The 12,042-nt window shown below is 42.7% G+C and carries 12 protein-coding genes; 8 read left to right on the forward strand and 4 right to left on the reverse strand.

Annotated elements, in window-relative coordinates; translation table 11 throughout:
* Positions 1-111 precede the first annotated feature (111 nt).
* The 5 genes from MHB56_RS19245 to modB all read left to right on the forward strand — a co-directional run bounded on the left by MHB56_RS19245 (position 112) and on the right by modB (position 4,838).
* Positions 112-798: a M50 family metallopeptidase gene (locus tag MHB56_RS19245; RefSeq protein WP_248547914.1), complete on the forward strand. Its 687-nt coding sequence runs from the start codon at positions 112-114 to the stop codon at positions 796-798.
* Positions 799-988: 190 nt separating this feature from the next.
* Complete coding sequence (locus tag MHB56_RS19250; protein WP_248547913.1) at positions 989-1,675, forward strand: hypothetical protein; 687 nt, start codon at positions 989-991, stop codon at positions 1,673-1,675.
* A 199-nt stretch (positions 1,676-1,874) separates the two neighbouring features.
* Complete coding sequence (locus MHB56_RS19255; RefSeq protein WP_076185040.1) at positions 1,875-2,840, forward strand: helix-turn-helix transcriptional regulator; 966 nt, start codon at positions 1,875-1,877, stop codon at positions 2,838-2,840.
* A gap of 506 nt (positions 2,841-3,346) precedes the next feature.
* Entirely contained in the window at positions 3,347-4,141 is a 795-nt protein-coding gene (gene modA / locus MHB56_RS19260) for a molybdate ABC transporter substrate-binding protein (protein WP_405169003.1), read from the forward strand.
* Between the two features lie 40 nt (positions 4,142-4,181).
* On the forward strand, positions 4,182-4,838 hold the full coding sequence (gene modB, locus MHB56_RS19265; protein ID WP_172628881.1) for a molybdate ABC transporter permease subunit: 657 nt from the start codon (positions 4,182-4,184) through the stop codon (positions 4,836-4,838).
* Between the two features lie 379 nt (positions 4,839-5,217).
* Here modB and MHB56_RS19270 read toward each other — a convergent pair whose 3' ends face one another.
* Positions 5,218-6,216 (reverse strand): helix-turn-helix transcriptional regulator, encoded by a 999-nt coding sequence (locus MHB56_RS19270; RefSeq protein WP_339281735.1) that lies wholly within the window; start codon positions 6,214-6,216, stop codon positions 5,218-5,220.
* Positions 6,217-6,282: 66 nt separating this feature from the next.
* Positions 6,283-7,032 (reverse strand): polysaccharide deacetylase family protein, encoded by a 750-nt coding sequence (locus MHB56_RS19275; RefSeq protein WP_076129284.1) that lies wholly within the window; start codon positions 7,030-7,032, stop codon positions 6,283-6,285.
* A 278-nt stretch (positions 7,033-7,310) separates the two neighbouring features.
* Between MHB56_RS19275 and MHB56_RS19280 the strand changes: the two genes are divergently transcribed.
* A complete protein-coding gene (locus MHB56_RS19280) occupies positions 7,311-8,720 on the forward strand; it encodes a deoxyguanosinetriphosphate triphosphohydrolase family protein (protein ID WP_038568916.1) in 1,410 nt (469 codons plus the stop codon).
* Between the two features lie 75 nt (positions 8,721-8,795).
* On the opposite strand, the gene MHB56_RS19285 is transcribed toward MHB56_RS19280, so the two are convergent.
* Both MHB56_RS19285 and MHB56_RS19290 read right to left on the reverse strand, forming a co-directional pair.
* Complete coding sequence (locus MHB56_RS19285) at positions 8,796-9,311, reverse strand: GrpB family protein (protein ID WP_076279904.1); 516 nt, start codon at positions 9,309-9,311, stop codon at positions 8,796-8,798.
* 78 nt (positions 9,312-9,389) lie between these two features.
* Positions 9,390-10,346 (reverse strand): D-2-hydroxyacid dehydrogenase, encoded by a 957-nt coding sequence (locus tag MHB56_RS19290; protein ID WP_076129248.1) that lies wholly within the window; start codon positions 10,344-10,346, stop codon positions 9,390-9,392.
* Between the two features lie 89 nt (positions 10,347-10,435).
* Between MHB56_RS19290 and thpR the strand changes: the two genes are divergently transcribed.
* Positions 10,436-11,038 carry an RNA 2',3'-cyclic phosphodiesterase gene (gene thpR, locus MHB56_RS19295; RefSeq protein WP_076194205.1) on the forward strand — a complete coding sequence of 201 codons (603 nt, stop codon included), beginning with the start codon at positions 10,436-10,438 and terminating at the stop codon, positions 11,036-11,038.
* Positions 11,039-11,115: 77 nt separating this feature from the next.
* On the forward strand, positions 11,116-12,042 hold the full coding sequence (locus MHB56_RS19300; RefSeq protein ID WP_076185046.1) for a cell wall hydrolase: 927 nt from the start codon (positions 11,116-11,118) through the stop codon (positions 12,040-12,042).

A 12,042-nucleotide genomic window follows, 5' to 3' on the forward strand; every position in this document is an offset into this window, starting at 1 on the left:
CCTCCTTAAGGTTTTCGTTTACTCATTATTAAACACGATCAGTCCGTGATTATCTCGATTGAGAAGAGGTACTATTTATCGTATACTTTGGACGAAAGGGGCTGCTGTCGATTGAACAAATGGCTTAAAACAATATTGCTTCTGATCGGATCTGCTTTTTTGACTAGATTGATCCCATTTTCATCTTTGTTTCGGAATTTAGACACGATGATTCATGAATTTGGGCATGCTCTGATGACCTTACTACTGTCGGGTAGTGTGCTGAGGATTGAATTATACGCAGATCATAGCGGTGTAACCTATTCAGCCATTCAAGAAGGGGGCAAGGCAATATTAGTTTCCCTCTCGGGTTATTTGCTAGCCTCCTTATTTGCACTTCTGCTCTTCTATTTATACAGTAAGGGACGCCATGATTGGGGCCTTATCTTAGCTACGGGTGTGGCGTTGATTATGCTCCTGCTATACGTACGAGGAAGCTTTGGCATGATGTGGTTGGGCGGATTTATTGCGCTAAATATTCTAATGCTGCTGGTTTGGAAGACGGCCAGCAAATATTATTATTTGTTATTGGCCTTTTTAACCTTGGAGGAGTCTGTAATGGGAAGTTTATTTCTGGTATACGCGGCTGCTGTATCACCGTCCCGTGCAGGAGATGCCAGCAATCTGGCAAGAATGACTCCCATACCCGCTATATTTTGGGCCACACTGTTTTTTATATTTTCTCTGTGGTGTGCTAAATGGGCACTGGGACTATTTTTCAAGCGAGAGCGAATGCAGACTAAATTAGGGAGTCGATGAGAAAAAAACATAAAATTTTCGTCATAAATAGACAAAAGGAGTTGTTTTTACAAGAGTCAGTCTACTAAGCATGTAGAATGACTCTTTTTTTGTCGATAATATAGAACCGAACATACATTCCATGACATGGAGTTGTCCGCCATTATTGGTACATTAATAGAAGACCCAAAAAAAGAAAGAGGTGGAAATAATGATAGAAAGTATTCATCCCGTATTCACATGGAGTCAAAATCGTATTTTTGCAGGCGGCAATCGTAATGTTATTTTGCTTGTCGAATGGAAAGGGAATATACCTGCAGAGCACAGCCGACCCAGCAGTTATAAAGTGGTTGCGCGTGAAATTGAGCTGCGAGTTTGGCTTGAACCCCATGTAACTTTTAAGCGTTCGTATGGGTGTGAGTTTGAAGTCGGTGAGGGCAGATCGCTACTTCTTAAGCTTGGCAAAATAAAAACGGGGCAACGAAAGTTTATTGCTTTGGAATTCAATATCTCTACTACTATTGCAGGTAGATATGAAGCTCTTTCCTTACAGTGGAAATATAAAAAGCCAACCGTAGAGCGTGTTCAAGAGCTTCCAGTAAAGGTTCTTGAGCTAGAATACACCCATCATACTCAGGTTCTGAGTGAAACCTGCTGCTTTCACGTAGAGAAACATCTGGAATTGTTAAAAACAGCTGAAACGATTGAGGAGGCAACCACGTTGCAAAATGAAGGACAACATAGTCAAGCTCATGAAATGCTTTGCCGTCACGCAGATAAATTACTATTACTAGCCGTACGTTCTGGAGATCCTTTACTACTTAAAGAGGCCGAAATGTTGTATAAACAGATTGGATTCGAGTATCAGAAGCGGGGGAAAACTGCTACTGGAAATTGATATAGGACATACAACTAGAAGATGCATATTGACGAAAAAAGACCTATACATAAATTTGTTTTGTCAGCGGGTTCGGCGGAAAATAATCAGAAGAATTGTAATATAAAATGTGGTAACATAGTAAAAAAGTTCTATCACACTATTACTTTTTTTCATAAAATAATGGGTCTATTTAACCATAAATCAAGGGGAACTGAATATGACAGACCGATTAATCCGACTGATGCGCATTATTACACTTGTTCAAGCCAAGCCAGGGATATTAGCCCGTGAATTGGCGGAACGCTGCGGCAACAGCGAGAGAACGATATACCGGGATATGGACGCGCTTAGCGCCATGCATATTCCTATAACCCACCTTGGACATGGAAAAGGCTATGCTTTTATTGGCAATTTTGCACTTTATCCTTTGGATTGGTCGGAAGAAGAGGCGTCTGCGTTTTCGCAACTACGCTATATTATGGAAGATATTAAACCCGTTCTGCCTATCGGTTTTGAAGGCGCTTATGAAAAAGTAGTTGCAGCTGAATACAAGCGAAAGGCGGAGCGGGAAGAAACGATAGAACGTGCAAGAAGAGAAGCAGGTACAAGCTGGTTGGAAAGAAGCGGTGCACAGATGGAGCATCAATCTTTTTTAACACCTATATTGGAGGCTTTATTAAAGCAGAGGAGTATTCAAGCGAATTATTGTGAGAATGCGGTGGAGGAGAAAGAAATAACCATCGATCCTTATTGTTTAGTCCCACTGGAAAATCGTTATCATCTCATTGGATTTTGCCATCATCAGGGTGTTATTCGTACATATCATATCAACGATTTTTCAAACGTGAAGCCACTAAACCGCTGCTTCTCAAAGGAATCATTTGATTTGCAAGCTTTTATGAAGCAAAAATGGTCACTTGACCGCGATAGTTTGCAGGTAGAGTTTAAAGTGAAATTTTCGGAGCGAATCATGGAAGGGCTTAAGAGAGAGGATCTGCCCTATAAGCCGAATAAAGTAGACCGTCAAGCTCGGTGTTGTTATTTTAAAGTCGCGTTGGAACAAGATATTGCATTTGTCCGCTGGATTAAGAGATTCGAAGAGGATGCAGAAATCATAGAGCCGTTATATTATCGGGAAGTGCTCAGGCAGCAGTTGGAGAAATGGATATCACAATATAAATAAGATGGATTCTCACCTTCAAATGAAATATTCGTTTACATATATTGTTACAAATCAAAAATTATAGAATATTTCTCTTGTTTGGTGAGTCTTTTTATAATATCATCATACATTAAATAACATAATTGCGATTTATAGAGTTGTTTTTATCCTCGAATTTGACCTTTGTTCAATTTTATACAGAAGAAAGCTATTCTCTAGATTCATTTGATTCTTAAAAATGAATATATTAATCCGGGTGAGATTCCTGGGGAAGTGGATTATCCATTATGTTGACGGTACTGGGCTTTAACGTGAAGAATTAATATCATTCGTGTGGTGTCTTTGCAGCCCTATTTAGGGGCGTCAAAGGCATCTTTTTTGTGTGCAAAAAGCCAAAATCATCGTTATATATTGTCTAATTATAACAATATATAACTAAACATATCCAAACACAACTGTAGTTGTAGAAAAACGAAAAACTGTATGCTAGAATAGCATCTAAATATATACATACGAAATTGGGAGGAATGGAAATGTTTAAGAAATGGGCACTCTCCGTGATGGGGATATTGGCAATCCTTCTGGTTGTAAATTTATCTGCAGGTTCAGGTGTAGAGGTGCAAGCAGCCACCAAGAAGACCGAAATTATTGTTTCCGCAGCGGCTAGTTTGCAAGACAGCCTGGATAAGATTGCTCTCCTTTATGAAAAGAAACATCCCGATATTGATTTGGTTTTTAATTATGCAGCAAGTGGCACTCTGCAAAAGCAGATTGAGCAAGGGGCGCCGGCGGATCTGTTCTTCTCGGCAGGTGATAAACAGATGAATGCACTGGTGGAAGGTGGACTTGTCTCCGATCATAAGGTTCTGCTTAAGAATCAATTGGTTGTAGTTGTACCCTCAGATTCAAAGGTTAAATTAACTACAATTACTCAGCTTACGGATAAAGCTTTTAAGAAGGTGGCAGTAGGACAGCCTGAATCTGTGCCGGCGGGTCAATATGCTCAGCAATCGCTGGCAGCGAAAAAGGTATGGGATCCGCTGCAAAGCAAACTTGTATTTGCCAAGGATGTGCGTCAGGTTCTCTCTTATGTAGAAACAGGAAATGCCGATGCCGGTTTTGTCTATAAGACAGATGCGCTTACTTCAAAGAAAACTAAAATCGCTTTGACGGTCGGTCCACATGTACACAAAGCCATTAATTATCCGGCAGGCATCGTGAAGAGCTCGAAGAATCAAAAGGCAGCTAAGGAGTTGTATAGTTACCTTCAGAGCAAGGAAGCTAATGATATCTTTGTAAGTTATGGCTTCCTGCTTCCTTAAATAGAAATTACGAGTAGAAGCGGGTGGAATAAGGTTGGAAATAAATTGGACTGATTTCTTCGCCCCGGTATGGCTTTCCGTAAAAATATCTGTGATTACCAGCATTATTGTATTCATTTTGGCAACAGCTGCTGCGAAGGCCATGGCAGGCCGGAAGTTTCCCGGCCACAGCTTGGTAGAGACTATAATGCTGCTTCCGCTCGTTTTGCCGCCGACGGTCGTAGGATTTGTGCTTTTAGTTATTTTAGGCCGACGAAGCTGGATCGGCAGATGGTATGAACAGATGACGGAGCAGACGATCCTGTTCACATGGGGGGCAGCTGTTATCGCTGCTGTAGTTGTAGCTTTTCCACTCGTATACCGCACAGTGAAGGCGGGTTTCGAAGGGATAGAAGCAGATCTTGAAGATGCAGCGCGGGCACAAGGGGCAAGTGAACTGCAGGTACTGCGTTATGTCACGCTGCCGCTTGCGGGCCGGTCGCTGGCAGCCGGTTATGTTCTTGGCTTTGCCCGCGGTCTTGGGGAGTTTGGTGCTACCATCATGGTAGCTGGCAATATTCCGGGCCGTACGCAAACCTTACCCACAGCGATCTATGTTGCGGTAGATGGAGGCAATATGACGCTCGCGTGGATGTGGGTATGCTCAATTATTGTTATTTCAGCTGCTATGCTGATGTTTGTGAATCGGCGTTCTTAAAAAAAACACCAGACAGCGATTCTCCGGTTATGGGAGAGTTGCTGTCTGGTGTTTTTGGTTTGGAGCGGGCGGTTGAGCGGATGCTGAGCAAGTGGAAACCCGGCGACTTTGATGCAGCTTTTAGCACCGCCAAATTTTGATGGAGTCTGTGAGTTAACTGCATTCTATCCAGTTATTCGGTCTGCATAAGGGAACGTTCTAGTTTTAATTGTATTCTATACAACTAAAACTAGAAAAGACGCCTATGGGGTAGTAAATCAAAAGAAATAGGTGTACCAAATACAGTTATATCTAATTTGCTAGTTGTTCGAAGTAATATAGTTGTACGAAATACAGTTAAACGCTTCTGCAGAGTGCTTCCTTCTTCTGTCTGCGACCATTAAGTCTCATAAATTATCGTACCAGTTTCCGTGAGATCATATCCGTGAATGGATCCAAGCTCACTCTGGAAGGCTGGTGAACGCAAAATATCAATCACGGCAGCGATCCATTGCTCATGCTCCGGTTTTTTTATCATCACCAGGTCGTAGCACTCCTGAATCATAGGAATAAAATCAACGCCGTCGACAATCTTGGCGGCTTTCTCGGTGCCGATGGCTACATCAGCTTCTCCCCGGGCCACTTTACCGGCAACTGCCAAATGGCTGTTCTCCTCGTTCATATAGCCTGATAGGGTGGCTGCTGGAATGCCATGCAATCGAAGCTGTTCATCCAATAATACGCGTGCACCTGAGCCTCGTTCTCTATTGATCAGCGTGAGTCCATCCTGCTCTAAGTGAGACCATTCCTGAATACCTCTGGGATTCCCTTTTTGTACGTATAAACCAGCACTTCGGGTTAGCAGGCGAACCACAACATAAGAACATCCGACGAGTATTTTACGGATATAGGGTAGGTTGTATTCTCCAGTATCCCCGTCGAGTAAATGTGTGCTGACAATGTCCGATTCCCCTTTATACATGGCAATCAGGCTGTCTAGACTCCCGGCATAAGAACGAAGAGGACGTTCAGTAGGCAGAGCCCGTTCTAAATAGGTAGCTAGAATATCCAGTGACATATCCTGACCTGTAATCACCAAGCTGTGTCCTACAGCTTTAAGGTGAGGAGATTGTGCTGGCATTTGAGCTGGATTTGTACCGGAAAAGACCAAGGGGATTGCTGGTGGAGTCTGGCCCATTATAGTAGTAGGGTTAGCGGTAGACACCCCACTCCGTGTATTTTGTTTGTAGGCTTCCAAATCGGATTGATCCACGCGCATTTGTTTTCCTACACGGTAGGAGGGGAGCTCCCCTTTTTTAATTAGATCATATACTTTTAATTTTGATATTTTTAATAAGCGGGCAATTTCCTCTGTCGTATAGGATGTATTATCGGACATCACAAAAGCCTCCAGAACTTCATATTAGGACAAGACTACCCTATTTTGAAGTCCTGTGCAATTAGGCTATTGTTGTTTCCCAGCCTGCTGTGTACTGGATAATTTGATCAACTCAGAGACAGTGACAAATCGAAAGCCTTTCTTTTCTAATTCGGGCAAAATAATTTTAAGCGCTTCTCTAGTTTGTGACTGCCCGTGCACATGATCATGAAACAGAACGATGTCTCCATTACGTGCATTTCGAATGACCTTGTTCGAAATACTGTATACCCCTGGGCGATTCCAGTCACGTGTATCTTGATGCCAGGACCATAATATGGGCTTCAAGCCCATATTGTTAGACAGATCTACTAAGGTCTCGTCATACATGCCGCCTGGTGGTCTGAACAGTGAACTATGTTTACCGGAGACTTTTATAATCTCTTCTTCGGTCAATTTTAGCTCCTGCTCAAATTGGGCTTCATTAATAGGTCTTTTAAAATAAACGTGATTGTAGGTATGGTTAGCTAATTCATGCCCCTCAGCAATCACTCGTTTCGCTACCTCTGGATAGGCTGCAATTCTTTTTCCTATCGCAAAAAAGGTACATTTCGCATGGTATTGATTCAATACCTTTAAGATTTGATCGGTTTCAGTAGGGTCAGGACCGTCATCGAACGTCAATGCAATCACTTTTTGGTTAGTATGTACTTCCCAAATCATGTCTCCTCTTTTTTCGTAGTAGTCGCGGTTTTTGCTTGGACTGCCTAGAGCAGAGTTCGTGAAGCATAAAAAGAGTGTAAGGGTGATCATCATAATTTTGCTGCGAGTTTTCATCATTTCACCTGTTTTTTTTATTTTAGAGTGCTCCTTTTGGGGGTCGGTATATTCATAGTTTAAGTTTTGTAAAGACAACCAGTCTTTTTTCGTGCTCTTTCTTCTTTCTACTATCCTTCATGTACAGGTTATGAGATTCATTTTGGCTTCTGATGATTACATAGTTATCGACATGCCCGTTTATAATTAAATTAGCTTTTGTATTTTGATGTGAAAATAGTTATGAAAATGCCTTATAATGAAGTACTATATACAGACATTTGGTTAGGGGTGGGAATATGACACTTATTGAAAAAAGAGAACACCGGCAATATCCGGAGATTACCCGCCTTGAAACGTCGAGAGCTGCTTATGAGCGTGATTATTCACGCCTGATTCATTCGCCTACTTTCCGTAGGCTACAAGGTAAATCACAAGTATTCGGAGCAGGGACCGGTGATTATTACCGTACGCGTCTGACTCACTCACTTGAAGTTGCGCAGATTGCCCGTGAGGCGGCGAAAAGTCTGCTGCGATCGTATCCAGAAGTGGAAACCACTAAGGCGGAGAATCCGGGTCTTGTTATCGATCCAGAGGTAGTGGAATGCGCAGCTATCGCTCATGATTTTGGCCATCCTCCCTTTGGACATAAAGGGGAAGAAGTGCTGGATAATATTTTGGAACAGCTTATTGAAAAGAAAACTAACGAAGCTGCGCTGCAATCAGGCGCAACGGGTGTGGATCGGCTGCTGATCCATGAGCAGATGAAGCAACGTTATGAGCATTTCGAAGGCAATGCCCACAATTATCGGCTGATTATGTTTCTGGAGAAGCGTGAAAATATTGATGGCCTAAATCTGTCGGATGCTGTGCTGCTAGGCATAAACAAGTATCCTTTTCCCGGCACCTCGCTGAAGAAGGGGATGTACCTGCACGAATGGGGATATATTTCGGAGATCCGCAAAGAGTGGGGAATACCAGCAGGTAAGAAAACGTTGGAGGCTCAGCTTATGGACCTTTGTGACGATATCGCTTATTCTGCACATGATCTGGAGGATGGGATTAAAGCCGGAAAGATTGAAGTGCATGAACACTTTATGCATGATTCTTATATCCAACGGTTAATCGTGGAGAAAATCACCACGCTCGAGGATTTCTTTTGGAAGGGCTGGGAAGAGGAAGGCATTCGCGCGAAGGTCGAGGAAGTGCTCAGTTCATTTCTTCGGGTTTGGAAGGAAAAAATGCCAACCTGTGAAAACGACTATTCCCGCACTCGACGTGAAGTTAAGGCTTATTGGGTAAGTACCTTTGTCGCAAGCTTGGGAGTGATCCAAGATGGAGACTGGAAGAAGGTCACCTTTATAAAGGAAGGAAAAGAAGATGAAGATATGCTGCGGACCGTCAGTGTGTTGAAAAGCTTCGCATGGGTCACTATGATCCGTGATTTGCGTGTGCAGCGGCTGCAGAAACGTAGTGAGTGGATTTTGCGCCGACTATGGGGAGCATTTCTGGATCCACAGACCTCTAAAGCCATTATTCCATCGGATTGGCTGCAGCGCTTTGAGAAAGATCAGAAGCAGGCAAAGCCGATTTGGACTTGGGAGCATATGGTGATTGATTATATCGCAGGGATGACTGATGCTTTTGCAGAGAAAATATATAATGAGCTGTACGGACTGAAAGTCGGCTCGATTTATGATTTGGATTAGAGGCTCTTAGACAAGTAGTCCCTGCTGTTCATTTAGGATGATCTAAATGAACAGCAGGGGCTATTTTTATAAGGATTATTGATTTAAATACCACTCATATGCAGTTTTTTCAAGATTAACCACAAATTCTTCTTTCCCGTCTATATAAGCTCCAATATCCTCTGGGAATTGTTTGGCAAGAGTATCTTTTAAATCTCCGTACTGTTTAACCGCCTCCGGATATGATCGAAGGTAGTCTCTTACAGCCAGATGACGACCGATATCTATCTTATTATCCATTTGGAAGACATGAACATGATGGGTTCTGCTATTTCCGCCTTTTCTGAAATATCTTCTGCCACTGATACCGAACTCACCCATACATTCATAACCAAGTGCTGTCATTTGCTGGTTGAACTCATCTACAGCTTCGATATTTCGTACTACTGGCATTATATCTATGATTGGTTTCGCTTTGAGTCCGGAAACAGAAGTGCTGCCAATGTGGTGAATATCAACGAGGGCATCAGCAAAGATATCTTTAATCTTCTGAGCTTCTTCGTTGAACATTAGACTCCATTGTTCGTTAAATTCTGTGACCGTGACCTTCATTGCACTAACCCTCTCTTTATGGATAACTTTGGATTTTATTATTATAGAACAGATGTTCTTGTTTTGTAAAGCTTATTATTAATATTGCCGGTCATAATCAACAAGATTTAGAGAAGGTGTGCCTGATGATAAGTAAGACTTCACATTTTCGGTAAAAATATTAACGATCCGGTCAGCGTATTGATCTGTAATTCCAGCGGAGTGTGGAGTGATAATAACCTGCTCCATAGACCAAAGCGGATGATCCTGCGGAAGGGGTTCGGTCTCAAAAACATCCAACCCAGCACCACGGAGTTGTCCGCGATTCAATGCGTCGATCAGCGCCTCTGTATCGGTAGTTGCGCCCCGGCCAATGTTAATGTAATAGGAGCCTTCTTTAAACGCGGAGAAGCTGGTGGCATTAAATAAATGCTTGGTCTCATCGGTAATAGGAAGGGTATTGATGATGAAATCGCCTTGACTTACAGCTTCGGATAAACGATCTGTTGTATAGATTTGATCAAAGTCTGCGACTGGCTTACCGGAACGGCTGACACCGATAGTCTTCATCCGGAAGGCTTTAGCAATTCTGGCGGTTTCACTGCCGATCGCTCCAGTTCCAGCTATTACGGCTGTTTTACCGAACAGCTCGCTTTCACTGCCATCAGATTTCCAAATACGGTTCTGCTGATTGCGTACAGCTGTATGCAAATTACGGGTGAAGAGAAGTATGAACCCGAAGATTACCGCAGAAATAGGTTCGGCATGAACTCCGCTCCCACTGGTGAGCAGGATTCCTTGTTGTTTAAGACGATCGAGGGGAAGCTTCTCAATACCAGCAGACCAGGACTGAACCCAGCGAAGGGAGGACTCGGGGCGAAGGAGTGTATCCGAAATACCTTTTGCCCAGCCAATTACAATTTCTGCTTCTGCAAGCAGCTGCAAATCCGGATTTTTTGCGTCTCCTTGTGTAAATGTATAGCCTGGGGCAGCCGCTTTGATCCTTTCCTGCTGCTGAGATGTAAGTGGTTGTAGACATACTATAGACTTAGTCATGATGTGTTCCTCCTACTTTGTGGTTTAATGGATATGGATCATGTTATAGGTTAAGAATACCAAATCTATTGGAGAAGGTGAAATTGACCATGGATGCTAAAGCATCAGAGAACGAATCAGAACGGCTTTTTTTAGCTGTGAAATTACCTTCTGAGCTGCAAGAAATAGTGGCGCAGGCATGTTCAAAGCTATCTGAAAATTTTGATTTTGCTAAATGGACAAATCCGCAAGATTATCATATTACCCTGCAATTTTTAGGAGATACCCCAAAGGCCAAAATTCCAGATTTAGTGAAATCCTTGAGGAAGACTGCGGGGCAAGGCAGACCCTTCAATCTCTCTTTGGACAAATGGGACACATTTGGTCTTCCAGCTTCCCCAAGAGTCCTGTGGATAGGGGTTTCCGGCGAAATAGAGGCATTAAATCAATTAGCTGCCAGAGTGCATTCAGCGACGTTTCCACTAGGTTTTTCAGGCGAATCCAGGGCCTATAAACCGCATCTTACTGTGGCTCGAAAGTACCGGGGAAAAAATTCATATGATGATAAATTGCTGGAAAATTTACTGAAATTGGATGACGATTGGAACCTAAAAAACTATCAGAGAGACTGGACGATTGATAGTTTTGTGTTGTATGCTACCAGAATGTATGCCATTCCTATGTATGAAATTATTGAAAAGTTTACAGTTTAAAATCGATAATAAAGTTTTCAAAGCTTCCGTTTTCGGTTACATACAATAGGAATGTGCCGTGAAATAGGAGGAATATCATGTTAATTTTTAAACAAAACCGCTATATTGCGTTGCTCGTTGGCGTTATACTAGTGTGTTTCTCTGCCATAAGCTTATTGCAACCCGAACAAGTTGCAGAAGGGAAGGTGGACAGGGTGCAGATGGATAAGTTGCAATCCACTAGCCGTGCATCCGTACTTTCTCTTTTGCAAGATGAATCGAAGTCTAGTATAACGAGTAGCATTACGAGGGGCATTACTGAAGTTACACAAGCCAATAAGCTTAATAACACATTCAGTCTTTTAAGTTCCGCTTGGAAACCGGCGAAGGGTGTGGAATGGCTTAGTGTAAAAAAATTAAAACAAAAAAACACAAAAAACACATCGAACGTTTCCATTATTCGGGTGAAGGCTGATGTAGTACAATCCAAGCCAGCTGCGCAAAAAGCGTCGCAATTGGCGGAAACAGCAACAAAGAGTAGTCAGGCGACAGCGAAGACAGTCTCGGCTTCTCAGAAACATCCCCTCACAACATTGTACTTCTCTCGGACAGAGCTATTAAGCCAGGAGCAGCAAAGTAAAGCAACCCGGCGCTACGCTGTATCCGAAGAAGAACTGCTTCTGCTACAAAAAATTGTAATGGCAGAGGCGGAAGGTGAACCGTACAAGGGCAAGGTGGCAGTTGCCAACGTTGTTCTGAATAGGCTGCGGTCAGCCAATTTCCCCGACACGATATATAAGGTTATTTATCAGAAGAGCCAGTTCAGCCCTGTAGCTAACGGGCGTCTTAACCGTGTGAAGCCTAACGATGATAGTATTAAAGCGGTGAATGCTGCACTCTCCGGAGTAAAGGAAGTTCCCGATAATACTTACTTTTTCTTGTCGCTAAAACTTGCACAGGATCTGACCGTACATCATACACAGACTTATGTTAAAACCATTGGCAATCATACTTTTTATAAATAA

The sequence above is a fragment of the Paenibacillus sp. FSL H8-0315 genome (genome assembly GCF_038005365.1).
Lineage (GTDB): Bacteria > Bacillota > Bacilli > Paenibacillales > Paenibacillaceae > Paenibacillus_AQ > Paenibacillus_AQ odorifer.